Annotated in this window: 15 protein-coding genes, 1 tRNA gene and 1 pseudogene; 8 read left to right on the forward strand and 9 right to left on the reverse strand. The window is 72.9% G+C overall.

Annotated features, from left to right (window positions below; all coding sequences use genetic code 11):
- Positions 1–67: 67 nt before the first annotated feature.
- Positions 68–151, forward strand: a tRNA-Leu gene (locus tag IE178_RS12710).
- 427 nt (positions 152–578) lie between these two features.
- Here the strand turns inward: IE178_RS12710 and IE178_RS35860 are convergent.
- From IE178_RS35860 to IE178_RS12720, 3 genes and pseudogenes are all read right to left on the reverse strand, one after another.
- Positions 579–1,118 carry an NAD-dependent epimerase/dehydratase family protein gene (locus IE178_RS35860; RefSeq protein WP_318280005.1) on the reverse strand — a complete coding sequence of 180 codons (540 nt, stop codon included), beginning with the start codon at positions 1,116–1,118 and terminating at the stop codon, positions 579–581.
- 79 nt (positions 1,119–1,197) lie between these two features.
- Positions 1,198–1,491 (reverse strand): annotated as a pseudogene (locus tag IE178_RS35865) (NAD-dependent epimerase/dehydratase family protein); the annotation flags it as partial.
- Positions 1,488–2,459: a ScbA/BarX family gamma-butyrolactone biosynthesis protein gene (locus IE178_RS12720; protein WP_318280006.1), complete on the reverse strand. Its 972-nt coding sequence runs from the start codon at positions 2,457–2,459 to the stop codon at positions 1,488–1,490. The gene IE178_RS12720 and the pseudogene IE178_RS35865, both read right to left, overlap by 4 nt.
- A gap of 223 nt (positions 2,460–2,682) precedes the next feature.
- On the opposite strand from IE178_RS12720, the gene IE178_RS12725 reads away from it, so the two are divergent.
- The 4 genes from IE178_RS12725 (at position 2,683) to IE178_RS12740 (ending at position 6,280) form a co-directional block, all read left to right on the forward strand.
- Entirely contained in the window at positions 2,683–3,336 is a 654-nt protein-coding gene (locus tag IE178_RS12725; RefSeq protein WP_184764295.1) for a ScbR family autoregulator-binding transcription factor, read from the forward strand.
- A 252-nt stretch (positions 3,337–3,588) separates the two neighbouring features.
- Positions 3,589–4,965, forward strand: coding sequence for a DUF2252 domain-containing protein (locus tag IE178_RS12730; RefSeq protein ID WP_318280036.1), 1,377 nt, complete (start codon positions 3,589–3,591; stop codon positions 4,963–4,965).
- A gap of 90 nt (positions 4,966–5,055) precedes the next feature.
- On the forward strand, positions 5,056–5,898 hold the full coding sequence (locus IE178_RS12735; RefSeq protein WP_193512328.1) for a J domain-containing protein: 843 nt from the start codon (positions 5,056–5,058) through the stop codon (positions 5,896–5,898).
- Positions 5,899–5,950: 52 nt separating this feature from the next.
- Entirely contained in the window at positions 5,951–6,280 is a 330-nt protein-coding gene (locus IE178_RS12740; protein WP_184764480.1) for a rhodanese-like domain-containing protein, read from the forward strand.
- Positions 6,281–6,467: 187 nt separating this feature from the next.
- Here the strand turns inward: IE178_RS12740 and IE178_RS12745 are convergent, their stop codons facing one another.
- The 5 genes from IE178_RS12745 to paaA are packed head-to-tail and all read right to left on the reverse strand — an operon-like array spanning position 6,468 to position 10,087.
- Entirely contained in the window at positions 6,468–7,526 is a 1,059-nt protein-coding gene (locus tag IE178_RS12745) for a 2Fe-2S iron-sulfur cluster-binding protein (RefSeq protein ID WP_193512329.1), read from the reverse strand.
- Positions 7,526–8,065 carry a 1,2-phenylacetyl-CoA epoxidase subunit PaaD gene (gene paaD / locus IE178_RS12750; protein ID WP_184764291.1) on the reverse strand — a complete coding sequence of 180 codons (540 nt, stop codon included), beginning with the start codon at positions 8,063–8,065 and terminating at the stop codon, positions 7,526–7,528. Before paaD ends, IE178_RS12745 begins: the two co-directional genes overlap by 1 nt.
- Positions 8,059–8,793 (reverse strand): 1,2-phenylacetyl-CoA epoxidase subunit PaaC, encoded by a 735-nt coding sequence (paaC, locus tag IE178_RS12755; protein WP_193512330.1) that lies wholly within the window; start codon positions 8,791–8,793, stop codon positions 8,059–8,061. The genes paaD and paaC overlap by 7 nt, the downstream gene beginning before the upstream one ends.
- Entirely contained in the window at positions 8,790–9,077 is a 288-nt protein-coding gene (paaB, locus tag IE178_RS12760) for a 1,2-phenylacetyl-CoA epoxidase subunit PaaB (RefSeq protein WP_093764322.1), read from the reverse strand. The genes paaC and paaB overlap by 4 nt, the downstream gene beginning before the upstream one ends.
- Positions 9,074–10,087: a 1,2-phenylacetyl-CoA epoxidase subunit PaaA gene (gene paaA / locus IE178_RS12765; RefSeq protein ID WP_193512331.1), complete on the reverse strand. Its 1,014-nt coding sequence runs from the start codon at positions 10,085–10,087 to the stop codon at positions 9,074–9,076. Before paaA ends, paaB begins: the two co-directional genes overlap by 4 nt.
- A 312-nt stretch (positions 10,088–10,399) precedes the next feature.
- On the opposite strand from paaA, the gene IE178_RS12770 reads away from it, so the two are divergent.
- The 3 genes from IE178_RS12770 to IE178_RS12780 all read left to right on the forward strand — a co-directional run bounded on the left by IE178_RS12770 (position 10,400) and on the right by IE178_RS12780 (position 13,612).
- Positions 10,400–11,323, forward strand: coding sequence for a DUF5819 family protein (locus tag IE178_RS12770; protein ID WP_193512332.1), 924 nt, complete (start codon positions 10,400–10,402; stop codon positions 11,321–11,323).
- Positions 11,320–12,672 (forward strand): HTTM domain-containing protein, encoded by a 1,353-nt coding sequence (locus tag IE178_RS12775; protein WP_193512333.1) that lies wholly within the window; start codon positions 11,320–11,322, stop codon positions 12,670–12,672. The genes IE178_RS12770 and IE178_RS12775 overlap by 4 nt, the downstream gene beginning before the upstream one ends.
- A 115-nt stretch (positions 12,673–12,787) precedes the next feature.
- Positions 12,788–13,612, forward strand: a complete 825-nt coding sequence (locus tag IE178_RS12780; RefSeq protein ID WP_438874376.1) for a TrmH family RNA methyltransferase — start codon at positions 12,788–12,790, stop codon at positions 13,610–13,612.
- 6 nt (positions 13,613–13,618) lie between these two features.
- Here IE178_RS12780 and paaN read toward each other — a convergent pair whose 3' ends face one another.
- The gene (gene paaN, locus IE178_RS12785; protein WP_193512334.1) at positions 13,619–15,310 is read right to left on the reverse strand and encodes a phenylacetic acid degradation protein PaaN; all 1,692 of its coding nucleotides are present in this window, start codon (positions 15,308–15,310) and stop codon (positions 13,619–13,621) included.
- Between the last annotated feature and the right edge of the window lie 45 nt (positions 15,311–15,355).

Below are 15,355 nucleotides of genomic sequence, written 5' to 3' on the forward strand. Positions count from 1 at the left end.
CGTGCTAATGTTCTGGGTGTCGGAAGGCGCAAGACCCCAAAGGGCAGGCCCGGAAGACACACCCAATGCGCGGGTGGCGGAATAGGCAGACGCGCTGGATTCAGGTTCCAGTGCCCGCAAGGGCGTGGGGGTTCAACTCCCCCCTCGCGCACACCGTCGAACGGGCGGCATCCATCGGATGCCGCCCGTTTCGCATGCTCGTTTCGCCGACCCGTTTCCCGTGCCCGGGCAGGTGAGCTGGCGGGGTGGCGTGTGAGGAACATCTCATGATCCTTTTCGCCGTGGAGCGGTGTGATGTTCGGCCGCGGCGGAGCCCGGAGGCGCATGCCGAGGGGCGGGGGCGGTCTTGACCCCGTGAGCCGGCCGGCCGGCACCGCCCTCTGCCGTGGAGGGCGGCGAGGCCGCGCGCCTGCGGCCGATCCCTCCGACCGCCGCGCGCCCGGCGGGGTCAGGGCTCCCCGCACTCCGGCCAGGTTCGGTGCGGCGACGGCCAGGCCGAGGACCGCGCCGGCCGTGACCACCGTCAGTGCCGCCGACCGCAAGCGCCCTCACCGACCGGTCGGCTTCGTGCGCGGGCGTCAGCCACCCGTCACATACGAGCGGTACCAGGGCGCCGAGCGCGCGAAGGTACGGGCGAAGCCCTCACCCGGTGAGCAGTCCAGGTCCTTCCAGAAGGCGTCGTCCGCGAACCAGTGGTCCGCGGTGAGCAGATCGAGGTAATGCAGCGCGCGCGGGGACTCGGCGGCCCGGGCGCGGGCGGTTGCCACGTCCACCGCCGCGCCTTCGCCGGGCCGCTCCACCCGTTCGCACACGGCCGCGAGCAACTCCATGGCCGGAACGGGGTCCGGGTGGCCGACGTAGTGGGCGCCCGGACCGTGGTGCGGGGACAGCGCCGCCGCGACGACCGCCCGGCCCAGGGTGTCGACGTCGATCATCGAGTGGCGTGCCGCACAGCCGGTGACGGTCGCGGACACCTCCCGCAGCAGCCTCACCAGCCCGGGGACCACCCAGCGGTCGCCCTCCCCGTGGACCAGATGAGGGCGCAGCACCAGGCCACCCGCGTCGAGGACATGGCGCTCGGCCGCGGCTGGTGGCCGAGACGGGTGCGATCGGGGCATCGCCGGGCCGTACGCCGTGGAAGGGGCCCCGGCCGTGGACGGCGGCGGTGCTCACGTACACGATCCGGCGCACCCCGCTCCGCACGGCCTCCTCCACGAGGGCTTTCGTGCCGAGGTCGTTGACCGCCGCGACGGACTCCGGATCGCCGCCCACGCGGGAGGCGCAGTGGACGAGGACGTCGACGCCGGCGCAGCTGCCATGGAGGGTGCGGGGTTCGGCCAGGTCGCCGGGTACCGTCCCGGCGTCCGGCCGTTCGCGCGACGTACGACGGGACAGCGACCGGACGCGGACGTCGGGGCGCCTGCGGGCCGCTGCCGCGACCCGGCTGCCGATGAAGCCCGTCGCGCCGGTGATCAGGAGGCCGACGGTCACGGCAGCGACCGGACCGGGGCCGGGGGCGCGCAGGTGAGGGTGGCGGCGAAGACGGGTTCGTCGTCCTGGCGTCCGGACACCCGTACCGTCACCCCGTCGTCGTCCTTGTCGAGCACCTCGGTGTCGATGAAGCAGGGTCTGTCGAGTTCGGCGTAGCGGCTGAAGGAGACGGACAGGTCGGAGGGCAGGAACGGCCGTCGGCCGGACGCGGCGGTCGCGGCCTGGCGGGCCGCCTCGAACAGGACCATGCCGGGGACGTGGTCGTTGGGCCGGGGGAAGAGCACCGGGTGGTTGGTGTGCAGCCGCAGCAGCCAGGTGCCGGTCCGGTCGGCGGGGGCGAGGACGACGTCCTCCGCGCGGTGCCGTCCCGTGAGTTCGGGCGGGACAGGTGCCGGCAGCGGTGGCGGGGCCCCCTGGGTGGCCACGTGCCGCTGCCGCAGGCGGCGGTAGGCGGCCGGTGAGGTGCAGCCCATGCCGCCGGTACCCCGGGCGACGAGTCGTCCCGCGCGGTGGAACTCCATCGTCGTCCGCATGCCGTTCAGGCCGCGGCCCCGGCGGCGGACCTCGGAACAGACGACGTCGACGATGACGGGCTCGGCCGCGTCCGCGAGCAGGAGCCGGGCCGGGTCGGCGGATATCTCCAGGTCCCGCATGACGAAGTGGGTGTCGGCGGGGGCGCCGAACTCGGCGTGGGCGAGGGCCATCGAGGTCTGGCGCAACGTTTCGCCGACGATCATCGGATCCTGGTGGCGGTCGTCGACGGCGCCGAAGAAGGCGTGGTCGGCGGGCCAGTGGGCGGTGACCCGGAAGCGGACGTCGGAGAGGCGGACCCATGCGACCGCGAAGACGTCCTGTGCGCGGGAGCGGTGGGCGAGTTCCGTTGTGACGCGGGTGCGGGCGCCCGGCTTCCCGGCGGCGTTCGCGGGGGTGCCACGCTGCCCGGTCTGATCCCTTATGGGTGCGCACAAGGGCTGCGGCGGCGGCATGAGGAACCCCCGGGATCGGCAATCTGGCTCCGGTCGGCTCGCACTAAGATACGGACAAGACGGTTTTTTTCCAAGGTGATCCACATCGCCGGAGACCGGCCCACGCGCCTCGCACAGCACGACAGACCGCACGGCGACTTCACGGTGGCTCAACGGTGACTGCACGGTGCGACCCACGAGATCCACGCAGATCAGGAGGCACCCGATGGCGCGACAGGAGCGCGCGATCCGCACCCGGCGAACGATTCTGAAGGCGGCCGCGGCCGTCTTCGACGAACGCGGCTACACCTCGGCGACCATCGGGGAGATCCTGGAGCGGGCCGGGGTCACCAAGGGCGCGCTGTACTTCCACTTCAGCTCCAAGGAGGAACTGGCGCTCGGCGTGTTCGAGGAGCAGCTGGCGATCTCCTTGCCGCCCCAGTCCAGCAAGCTGCAGGAACTCGTCGACTCCGGCCTGGTGCTGGCGCTGCGGCTGCGGACCGAGCCGCTGGTGCGGGCGAGCGTCGGGCTCGCCCTGGACCAGGGGGCGTTGGGGCTGGACCGCACTCCGGCGTTCGGCATGTGGATCGACCAGATCACCCGGATACTGGCCGAGGCGAAGACGGGGGGCGAGCTGCTGCCGCACGTCGACGCCACGGAGACGGCGGAAGTGCTGGTGGCGAGCTTCTCGGGCGTGCAGCTCCTGTCGCAGCTGCGCTGCCAGCGGCGGGACCTGGAGCACCGGGTCGTCGTGCTGTTGCACCACATGCTGCCGGGCATCGCCGTACCCGCGGTGCTGGCCCGGCTGGACATCTCGCCCGACCGCGCCGGGGGGCTGCTCGCCGAGGGGCGGTCGTTGCCGGTGGCCGAGGCGAGGTGAACCGCCGCCCTGGCGACCTCGTTTTCCACAGGGCGCGAGTTGTCCACAGGGTCTGACGCGTTTCGGCCACCGGCTGTACGGTCGGCACGGTCGATATCGGACGCGTGTGTACGGCACGCAAGTACGGGGGAGGCGGTTGCCGTGACCGAGGTCGTGGCCGGGCAGACCGGGACCGGTGGGACTGGAGGGTCCGCTGGTTCGACGGAAACCGATGGGTCCGCCGGGGCCGGTGGTGCCGGCCGTGCGCGGCGGCTGCCGCGAGTGCCCGGATTCGCCGAGTGGCCGGGCGCCGGCAGCCCCAGGGAGGAGGGCAAGGCCCTGCGCAGGCAGGTCCCGCGCAGCGCCCACGCCACCCTCGACCTGGACGCCACGCGACCCGACGCCGTCAGCGCCGTCGAGGAGTCCAGCCGCGGCCGGCTGCCCGAGCTCGCCCCCCTCCGGGTGGGCCGGATGGCGGCGACACCGTTCGCCTTCCTCCGAGGATCGGCGGGCCTCATGGCGTACGACCTGGCCCGCACCCCCATGACGCGGATCGGCGCCCAGATCTGCGGTGACGCCCACGCGGCCAACTTCGGCCTCTACGGCGACGCGCGCGGCGGACTGGTCATCGACCTGAACGACTTCGACGAGACGGTGCGCGGCCCCTGGGAGTGGGACCTCAAGCGGCTCGCCGCCTCGCTGGTGCTCGCCGGGCGGGAGGCCGGCGCGGACGAGGACACCTGCCGTGCGGCGGCCCGCGACACGGTGGGCGCCTACCGCCGCACCATGCGGCTGCTGTCCAAGCTGCCGACGCTGGACGCGTGGAACGCCATCGCGGACGAGGAGCTGGTCTCCCACACCGACGCCCACGACCTGCTGGGCACCCTGGAGCGGGTCTCCGAGAAGGCCCGCTCCAACACCAGCGGCCGTTTCGCGGCCAAGTCGACCGAGGCGACGGAGGACGGCGGGCGCCGTTTCGTCGACGCGCCGCCGGTCCTGCGCCGGATACCGGACGACGAGGCCGCCGCGGTGGCCTCCTCACTGGAGGAGTACCTCGGCACGCTCCCGCCCGACCGCCTCCCGCTGCTGGCCCGGCACGCGGTGCACGACGTGGCGTTCCGCGTCGTCGGCACCGGCAGCGTCGGCACCCGCTCGTACGTCGTGCTGCTCCTCGATCACCGGGGCGAGCCCCTCGTCCTCCAGGTGAAGGAGGCCCGCCCCTCGGCGCTGGTGCCCCATCTGCGGACGGCCGGCTTCGAGGCCCCGGAGGCCGGGCACGAGGGCAGGCGCGTGGTCGAGGGCCAGAAGCGGATGCAGGTGATAAGCGACAGCCTGCTGGGCTGGACGACGGTCGACGGGCGCCCCTTCCAGGTGCGCCAGTTCCGCAACCGCAAGGGCAGCGTCGACCCGGCGGCACTGGCCGCCGACCAGATCGACGACTACGCCCGGATGACCGGTGCCCTGCTCGCCCGCGCCCACTCCCACAGCGCCGACCCCCGCGGCATCGCCGGTTACTGCGGCAAGAACGACGAACTGGACGAGGCGGTGGCGGCGTTCGCCGTCGCCTACGCCGACCGTACGGAGGCGGACCACGCGGACCTGGTGACAGCGGTGCGGTCGGGACGGATCGCGGCGGAGACGGGGGTGTGAGCGAGCATCCGGGGGAGGCGCGCGGGCCTGGTCCGGGGTGTGCCGCCGGGGCGGACCATGGGGCCCGGGCGGGTGGCCTACGCTGTCCGGGTGACGACCTCGGAAGGTGAGCAGGGTGGCGGCGGCGCCGGTGCGGAGCGGACGCCCGGCGGTGGTGGTGCGGCGCGGCCCGAGGAGCGGCTGGAGCAGGCCGTACGCGCGGCCGAGCAGGCGCTGATCGAGTTCGAGATCGCCGTGGAGACCTTCCGCGTCGAGGTCGAGAACTTCTCCCGGCTGCACGAACAGAAACTCGGCCCGGTGTACGCCCGCCTGGAGGAGCTCGACGCCCGGATCCTGGAGGCCAGGGCCGCCCGCAGCGACGATCCCGAGGACCGGCGCCGGGCCGACGAGGCGCGCGCCGGGCTGATGCCGATCCCCGGTGTCGAGGCGCTGATGAACGGCTGGATGGACAGCGACGGCCTCTTCCCGGAGGCCACGGCCATGCTCACGGATCAGCCGGTCCGGCCCCCGCAGCGGGTGCGGCCCAGCGAGGAGGCCCGCAAGCTCTACCGCGACCTCGCCCGCAAGGCCCACCCGGACCTGGCACAGGAGGACAAGGAGCGCGCCCGTCGCGAGGAGTTCATCACCCGTGTCAACGCCGCCTACGCCCGTGGCAACGAGGCCGAGCTGCGTGAACTCGCCGAGGAGTGGGCCGCAGGACCGGAGCTGAAGCGCGTCCCGAGCGCGGGCGAGGAGCTCTACGCACGCCTCGAATGGCTCTCCCGGCGCAAGGAACTGCTCACGTTGGTCGCCAGGGAGCTCGAGGACAGTGCCATCGGCTCGATGCTCCGCCTTGCCCCGGACGACCCCGACGCGCTTCTCGACGAGATCGCCGAGCAGCTGCGGGCCCAGGTGACCGAACGTGAGGCGGAGCTGGCGGCGCTGCTGGCCTGAACCGGGGGCCGCCCCGTCGGGTAGCGTCGGGGGCATGAGTTTTGGAGCTGGTGTGCCCACGGTCCAGGTCGCGGACCTCAAGGACGGCGACTTCCTGCTGGACGTCCGCGAGGACGACGAGTGGAAGGCCGGTCACGCCGAAGGGGCGCTGCACATCCCCATCAGTGAGTTCGTGGCCCGCTACGGCGAGCTGACCGAGGCCGCCCCGCAGGACGGCCGGGTGCATGTGATCTGCCGTTCCGGCGGACGGTCTGCCCAGGTCACGATGTATCTGGCCCAGCAGGGCATCGACGCCGTGAATGTGGACGGCGGCATGCAGGTGTGGGAGTCCGCCGGCCGCCCCGTCGTCACCGACGACGGGCAGCAGGGTCACGTCCTGTAGCGATTTCCCGCGGACGGCCTCCCGCCGCGAGCCGACGTCCTCCCGCGGGCGCCCGCGCGCTCGGCCCGTCCGCCCGGTGCGCGGCCCGGCAGGTCCGTCCCCTGCGGCCCTGGGTGTGTCGACCGCACCGGGGCGGGCAGGAAGCCGGTCCGGGCCCGCCGGGACCCGGCCGGGCGCCGGGGTGTCCCTACCGGTCGAAGTCCAGCTCCACCCTTTCCGTCACCGGGTGCGACTGGCAGGCCAGGACATAGCCCGACTCCGTCTCCTCCGCCTCCAGCGCGAAGTTGCGGTCCATGCGCACCTCACCCGAGACGAGGAAGGCGCGGCAGGTCCCGCACACCCCGCCCTTGCAGGCGTAGGGGGCGTCGGGCCGGTTGCGCAGCACCGTCTCCAGGAGGGACTCGCCGTCCTGGACGGGCCAGCTGCCACCGCGTCCGTCGAGCCGGGCGGTGACCGTGCTGTGCGCGGGGGCGGGTGCCGTGGAGACGGGCGCCGAGCCGGCGTCCACGTGGAAGATCTCCTCATGGATGCGGGAGCGGGCGACCCCCAGACCGCGCAGCGCCCGCTCGGCGCCCTCCACCAGGCCGTACGGCCCGCACAGGAACCAGCCGTCCACCTGCTCCACGGGCAGCAGCACCGGCAGCAGTCCGGTCAGCCGCTCCCGGTCCAGCCGCCCGGACGGCAGCCCCGCCTGCTGCTCCTCCCGGGAGAGCGCGGTCACCAGCTGGAACCGCTCGGGGTAGCGGTCCTTCAGGTCGGCGACCTCCTCCAGGAACATCGTCGAGGCGGTCGTCCGGTCGCTGCGGATCAGACAGAACCGGGCCCCGGGCTCGCGGGCGAGCAGGGTCGAGACGATCGACAGGACCGGGGTGATGCCGCTGCCGCCGACGATCGCCGCGTACAGGCCGGGCGCCGGAGGGAGCGTGAAGCGGCCGGCCGGGGTCATCACCTCCAGCTCGTCGCCCAGGTCGATCTCCTTGAGCGCGTACGTGGAGAAGGCGCCGCCCTCGACCAGCCGTACGCCGACCCGGAGGGTGCTCGGCGCCTCGTCATGAGGGGCGGGGGAACAGATGGAGTAGGTGCGCCGGATCTCCGCGCCGTCGGCGGTGCGCCGCAGGGCCAGGTGCTGGCCGGGGGTGTACCGGTACTCCTCGCGCAGGTGCGGGGGAACGGTGAGGGTGAGGGCGACGGAGTCGTCGGTGAGCCGGTCGACCGCGGCCACCCGGAGCCGGTGGAAGCGGGCCATCACAACTCCTTGAAGTGGTCGAACGGTTCGCGGCAGGTCAGGCAGCGGCGCAGCGCCTTGCACGCGGTGGACGAGAAACGGCTGAGCAGTTCGGTGTCGGCGGACCCGCAGTGCGGGCAGCGCACGGGAGCCAGGCCGTCCTCGGCCTGGCCGTCGCGGGTGCGCGTCGGACCCAGCTCCACCCGGACCGGCCCGGAGGCCTCCCGTACACGCGGCGGGGCGATGCCGAACTCCCGCAGTTTGCGCCGTCCTTCGTCCGTGATGTCGTCGGTCGACCAGGCGGGCGCGAGCACCGTGCGCACGGTGACCTCGCGCACTCCGTGCTCGCGCAGGACCCGCTCGATGTCCACGCTCATCGCCTCGATGGCCGGGCAGCCGGTGTACGTCGGGGTCAGCTCGACCTCGACGGTGCCGGCCCCGCGCGTGTGCACCGCGCGCACCACACCCAGTTCGCGCAGGGTCAGCACGGGCAGTTCGGGGTCGGGCACCGAACCGGCGAGCTCGAGGAGTTCCGCCTCCAGCGGGGTGGTGGTCACCATGTCGCCCCCGGGTGGCTGCGGTGCAGGTGCTGCATTTCGGCGAGCATGCGGCCGAAGGGCTCGGTGTGCAGGCCCTGACGGCCCGCGCCGGCCGCCCATGCTCCCGTGCGCGAGCCGTCGGGCACGGTCAGCGTGGCCCGGCCCAGTGTCTCGGTGACGCGCTCCAGCCAGGCCGTCTCCAGGGCCGCCCGGTCGACGTCGAGGCCCTCGACCGGCTGGAACATCTCGCCGGTGTAGCGCCACAGCGCGTCCACGGCCCGCTGCGTCCGCCGGTGGCTCTCGTCGGTGCCGTCGCCGAGCCGCAGCGTCCACTGCTCGGCGTGGTCGAGGTGGTAGGCGGTCTCCTTGACGGCCTTGCCGGCCAGGGGGGCGAACGGCCCGTCCCCGGACGCCAGTTCGGCGTACAGGAGGTACTGGTGGGCGGAGAAGTACAGCTGCCGGACGATGGTGTGCGCGAAGTCGCCGTTCGGCTGTTCCACCAGCTGGAGGTTGCGGAAGGCGCGCTCCTCGCGCAGGTAGGCCAGCTCGTCCTCGTCGCCGGCCATCGACAGCAGCACCCGGGCCTGGCCCAGCAGGTCCAGCGCGATGTTGGCGAGGGCGACCTCCTCCTCCAGCACGGGAGCGTGGCCGGCCCACTCGCCCAGGCGGTGGGAGAGCACCAGCGCGTCGTCACCGAGGGCCAGGGCGGCCGTCGTGTGGGCGGTGTCCTTGGCGGGTGTCGTCGTCACAGGTGCTGCACCCCCTCGGGGATCTCGTAGAACGTCGGGTGCCGGTAGGGCTTGTCCGCGGCCGGTTCGAAGAACGGGTCCTTCTCGTCGGGCGAGGAGGCGGTGATCGCGGACGACGGCACGACCCAGATCGAGACGCCCTCGCCGCGCCGGGTGTACAGGTCGCGGGCGTTGCGCAGGGCGAGCTCCGCGTCCGGTGCGTGCAGGCTGCCGGCGTGGGTGTGGGACAGTCCCCGGCGCGAGCGCACGAAGACCTCCCACAGCGGCCAGTCGGTGTGGGTCATGCTCGCGTCGCTCCTGTCTCGCCGTTGGTGTGCTTGGCCGCGTGGGCCGCTGCCGCCTCCCTGACCCAGGCGCCCTCCTCATGGGCCTGCCTGCGCCGGGTCAGCCGCTGTTCGTTGCACGGGCCGTTGCCCTTGAGGACGTCCCAGAACTCCGTCCAGTCGATCGCGCCGAAGTCGTGGTGCCCGCGCTCCTCGTTCCACCGCAGGTCGGGGTCGGGGAGGGTGAGGCCGAGCGATGCGGCCTGGGGGACGCAGATGTCCACGAAGCGCTGGCGCAGCTCGTCGTTGGAGTGCCGCTTGATCTTCCAGGCCATCGACTGCGCGGAGTGCTGGGACTCGTCGTCCGGCGGGCCGAACATCATCAGCGACGGCCACCACCAGCGGTCCACCGCGTCCTGCGCCATCGCGTGCTGCTCCGGGGTGCCGCGGCTGAGGGCCAGCAGCAGCTCGTAGCCCTGGCGCTGGTGGAAGGACTCCTCCTTGCAGATGCGGACCATGGCGCGCGCGTACGGGCCGTAGGAGCATCGGCACAGGGGCACCTGGTTGGTGATCGCGGCGCCGTCCACGAGCCAGCCGATCGCTCCGACGTCCGCCCAGGTCAGCGTGGGGTAGTTGAAGATCGAGGAGTACTTCTGGCGGCCGGAGTGCAGCTTGTCGAGCAGCTCGTCGCGGCCGACGCCGAGGGTCTCGGCGGCGCTGTAGAGATACAGGCCGTGCCCGGCCTCGTCCTGCACCTTGGCCATCAGGATCGCCTTGCGGCGCAGTGAGGGCGCACGGGTGATCCAGTTCGCCTCGGGCTGCATGCCGATGATCTCGGAGTGCGCGTGCTGGGCGATCTGCCGGACGAGCGTGGCCCGGTAGGCGTCCGGCATCCAGTCGCGCGGCTCGATCCGCTCGTCGGCGGCGACGGCCGCGTCGAAGGCGCGCTCGTGGCCGGCGGTGTCACCGGCACCGTCCCGTACGTCGTACGTCTGGCTGCCGGCCGTATCGCGGGCGGCTGCTGTCGCCATGGGGTCCCCCTCGACCTGGATGCTTCCCGGAGCACGCTCCCGACCGATCGTTCGGTTCGTGCGATTCCATGGTGTGACGGGCGCCGTGAGGTGTCAACCGCTGTGGATAACCTGCCGGGATCGCCCGTGGACAACGGCGCTCGGGCCGCGGATGTGGCGACGGCCACGGGACCGGGGGCCGGACGGGCTGGGCCTGTGGGGCCTGTGCTGAGTACCGTTCCGTGCGACGCGGCGGAGCGGTCGCGCGGGGACGGGCGAGTCGTCCTCGCGGCCGGGAGTGGGCAGCGACACCTCATCGGGGAACGGGGCGGAATGAACGCGTACGACAAGGGCTCGAACGCCCGGCACGGGCCTGCCGGGCAGGGCGTGCCCGACCCGCGCCCCGAGCTGCCCGATCCCGCCGTCCCGGCCGACACTCCGGGACCCCGGATTCCTCCCCCCGATCCCGCCGTCCCGGCCGCTCCTCCAGGGCCCCGGAATCCTGTGCCCGGCCCCGGCGGCCCGGCGGACCGCCCACCCGAGCCGCGCTCCCCGGCCGCCGACGGCACCGGGACCGGCGCATCCGTCCCCGGCCCGCCGGCCGAGCCCGGTACCGGGGTGGCCGCCCTCTCCCTGCGTTACCGGATCGGCGCCGCGGTGGCGCTCGCGGTCGTCGCGGCCGGGGTCTGTGTGCACCTCGGCATGACGTTTCTGCATGTCGCGCCCTCGAACACGGTCAGCAAGGAGCACGCCGAGACGATCGAGAGCTGGATCTATCCGGAGTTCGAGCAGAACTGGAAGCTGTTCGCGCCGAACCCGTTGCAGCAGAACATCGCCGTCCAGGTGCGCGCCGAGGTCCGCACGGCGGACGGGGAGGCGCGGACCACCGGCTGGTACGACCTGTCCGCGCAGGACGGCCGGGCCATCGACGGCAACCTGCTGCCCAGCCACACCCAGCAGAACGAACTGCGTCGTGCCTGGGACTTCTTCGTCTCGACCCACGACAACGACAACCGCCCGGTGGGCCTGCGCGGAGCGCTGTCCGAGGCGTACATACGCCGGATCGTGGCGCTGCGCCTCCACCGGGTCGACGCGGCCGGTCCCGGCGGTGTCGTCGACCGCGTCCAGGTCCGTTCGCGGACCGCCAACGTGCCGCCGCCGCAGTGGAGCCGGGAGCACATCTCCACCACGCCCGTCTACCGCACCTTGCCCTGGTGGTACCTGCCCGCGGACGAGGCCCGGGGAGGCGTCGGGTGAACCGCTTCTCCCTGACCTTCTCCCGTGTGATCGCCCGCGTCACCGACGCCGCGCTCGGCCCCCATCAGACGGCCGTCATCCGCATCGGCTTCAGCCTGACCTGGCTGCTGTTCCTGCTGCGCGAGTTCCCCCACCGCCAGGAGCTGTACGGCCCCGACGGGCCCTGGGGCTGGGATCTCGCCGAGCAGCTGGTCGCGACGAACGACAGCTTCACCGTGCTGCTCTGGTCGGACGGCCAGGGCTGGTTCGAGGCCGTCTACGCGCTCGCCGTGCTGTGGAGCCTCCTGCTGCTGCTCGGCTGGCGCACCCGCACCATGTCGGTGCTCTTCATGGTGGGCGTGCTGGCGCTGCAGAACCGCAGCGTCTTCATGGGTGACGGCGGCGACAACGTCCTGCACCTGATGTCGATCTACCTGGTGTTCACGCGCTGCGGCCAGGTCTGGTCCCTGGACGCACGGCGCGCGCGGCGCGCGGCCGCGGCACGCGCGCGTGGAGAGCGGTCGCGCGACCGGGTCGGGCCCGCGCTGTGGGGTGTCCTGGGGCTGTCGCTGCTCCTGGCGACGCCGGCCGGCCGGATGGACGGCGACTGGTTCATACCGGCGCTGCTGTGGACCGTATGGCTCGCGCAGGGCCTGTGGTGGCTGGTCGGGCGCCGCGCGGGAACCGGGCAGCCGCGGATCCTGCTGGACGTCGTCGCCAACATCGTGCACAACGGCGCGCTGTTCGTGATCATGGCCGAGGCGTGTCTGATCTACGCCACGGCCGGCTGGTACAAGGTCCAGGGCTCCCGCTGGCAGGACGGCACCGCGGTCTACTACCCGCTGCACCTGGAGTACTTCTCCCCCTGGCCCGCCCTCGCGGACCTGCTGTCGGCCAGCGGCACCATGGTGATGCTGGTGACCTATGCGACGGTCGCCATGCAGGTCGCCTTCCCGTTCACGCTGATCAACCGGCGGGTCAAGAACGTGCTGCTCACGTTCATGATCATCGAACACGCGGTGATCGCCGTCGTGCTCGGGCTGCCCTTCTTCTTCCCGTTCACGCTGATCAACCGGCGGGTCAAGAACGTGCTGCTCACGTTCATGATCATCGAACACGCGGTGATCGCCGTCGTGCTCGGGCTGCCCTTCTTCTCCCTGGCGATGATCGCGGCCGACTCGGTCTTCCTGCCGACGTCCTTCCTGCGCCGCCTGGGCGGCCTGGCGGCACGCGCGTGGGGACGGCTGCGCCCGCGCGGCGGCGGTGCGTTCGTTCCGGAGCAGCGGTCCCCTGGCGGCGGCGGTCCTGTCGGCAAGGACCCGGTGGAGGCGGCCCCCGCACGTGGCGGAGCGCCGAGCCCGCGCACGTAGGCTGCTCACCATGAGCGACCCCGACCGTACCGCCGGACCCGAGAGGCTGACCGGACCCGAGAGGCCGGCAGGGCCCGAGACGCGGGCAGGATCCGAGGGGCCGACCGGGCTTGGGATGCGGGCAGGATCCGAGGCGTCGGCCGGATCCGGTGTGCCGGCCGGATCCGGTGTGCCGGCCGGCCCTCGGTCCCCGGCCGACGTCGTGTCCGCCTGGCACCGTCTGACCGGCACCGCCGTCCTGCTCGACGGGTTCCACGCCCTCAAGCACGCCGTGCGCTTCGGGGCCGAGGTGGAGGTGGCGCTCGCCGCGGACCGGGCCGCCGCGCTCGCGCTCGCCGGCGAACTGGCCCCGGACGTACGGGACACGCTGGCGGCGCTGCTGACCGAGGTGCCCCACGCGACGTACGCCGCCCTCGTGCCGCGCCCGCATCCGACCGCGGTGGCCGCCTTGGCCGTACGACCCTCCCGCGCGGGCAACCTCCAGAAGCTGGCGCACACCCCGCGCACCGCCCCCGTGGTCGTCCTGGACAACCCGCGCAACCTCGGCAACGCCGGGGCGGTGATCCGGCTGGCCGCCGGTTTCGGGGCGACCGGGGTCGTCACCACCGGCACCCTCGACCCCTGGCACCCCACGGTCGTGCGCGGCGGGGCGGGGCTGCACTTCGCCACCGCCGTGGAGCGGACGGCCGTCGAGGAACTGCCGCCCGGCCCGGTCTTCGCGCTCGACCCCGAGGGCGAGGACATCCGCTCGCTGAAGCTGCCGGACGACGCGCTGCTCGCCTTCGGCTCCGAGCGCAGCGGACTCTCGGCCGAGCTGCGCGAGCGGGCCGACCATCTGGTGGCGCTGCCGATGCGCCCCCAGGTCTCCAGCTACAACCTCGCCACCAGCGTGGCCATGACGCTGTACCACTGGAGCGCCACCGGGGGCGCGATCGGCTGAACGTGCCTACGCCTCCCGGCGCACCTCGACCACCCGGAAGCGGCCGGCCACGAAGGCGCCGTCGCACAGAGCGGCATTGGCCGCCGGGTTGCCGCCGGAGCCGTGGAAGTCGGAGAAGGCGGCCGTCTGGTTGACGTACACCCCGCCGGTCAGGTTCAGGGAGAGCTGGGCGGCCTCCTCCAGGCAGACCTCCCGCACCATCTCCTCGACCTCGGCGGAGGTGGTGTACGCGCCGACCGTCATGGCGCCCTTCTCGCGGACGGTGCGCCGCAGCAGGTCCGCCGCGTCGGCGGCCGAGTCGACGGCGACGGCGAAGGAGACCGGGCCGAAGCACTCGCTCATGTAAGCGGCCTCGGCGTCCGGCTTGGCGCCGTCGAGCTTCACGATCACCGGGGTGCGCACCACCGCGCCCGGGAACTCGGGGTTGGCGATCTCACGGGAGGCGAGGGCGACCTCGCCGAGCCCGGCGGCGGCCTCCAGGCGGGCCTTGACGTCCGGGTTGACGATCGCGCCCAGCAGCGCGTTCGCACGGGCGTCGTCGCCGAGCAGTGTGTCGACCGCCTTCGCCAGGTCGGCGGTGACCTCGTCGAAGGACTTGGGGCCCTCGTCGGTGGTGATGCCGCCGCGCGGGATGAGCAGGTTCTGCGGGGTGGTGCACATCTGGCCGCTGTACAGCGACAGGGAGAAGGCCAGGTTGGCCAGCATCCCCTTGTAGTCGCCGGTCGACTCCATGATCACCGTGTTGACGCCGGCCTTCTCGGTGTACACCTGCGCCTGGCGGGCGTTGGCCTCCAGCCAGTCGCCGAACTCCGTCGAGCCGGTGTAGTCGATGATCCGGATCTCCGGGCGGGTGGCCAGCGTCTTGGCGATGCCCTCGCCGGGCCGCTCGGCGGCCAGCGCCACCAGATTGGGGTCGAAGCCGGTCTCGGCGAGCACCTGGCGGGCGACCTGCACGGTGAGCGCGAGCGGCAGTACCGCGCGGGGGTGCGGCTTGACCAGGACCGCGTTGCCGGTGGCCAGGGAGGCGAACAGGCCCGGGTAGCCGTTCCACGTCGGGAAGGTGTTGCAGCCGATGACCAGGCCGATACCGCGCGGCACCGGGGTGAACCGCTTGGTCAGCGCGAGCGGGTCGCGCTTGCCCTGCGGCTTGGTCCACTCCGCGGTGTCGGGCGTGCGGACCTGCTCCGCGTACGCGTAGGCCACCGCCTCCATGCCGCGGTCCTGCGCGTGCGGTCCGCCCGCCTGGAACGCCATCATGAAGGCCTGCCCGGAGGTGTGCATCACCGCCTGGGCGAACTCCATCGTCCGGTCGCTGATCCGCTGGAGGATCTCCAGACAGACCACCGCGCGGGTCTGCGCGCCCGCGTCCCGCCAGGCCCGCATCCCGGCCTTCATGGCGGGCAGCAGTTCGTCGAGGTCCGCGTGCGGGTAGCTCACGCCCAGCTCGATGCCGTACGGGGAGGTCTCGCCCTCGACCCAGCCGTCGGTGCCGGGCTGGCCGAGGTCGAGGCGGGTGCCGGACAGGGCGTCGAAGGCGGCCTTGCCCGCCGCCGTGTCCAGGCTGCCGTTCTCCCCGTAGGCCTTGGGGTGCTCGGGGTGCGGGGACCAGTACGCGCGCGTGCGGATCGCTTCCAGCGCTTGATCCAGGGTCGGACGGTGCCGGGCGAGCAGCTCGTGCGCGGTGAGTTCGGCGGCCATGCGGGACCAACTCCTCGTCTCAGGAACTCTTCGTCGAGCTCATGG

It is taken from the genome of Streptomyces griseoloalbus, from assembly GCA_014650015.1.
Classification (GTDB): domain Bacteria; phylum Actinomycetota; class Actinomycetes; order Streptomycetales; family Streptomycetaceae; genus Streptomyces; species Streptomyces griseoloalbus.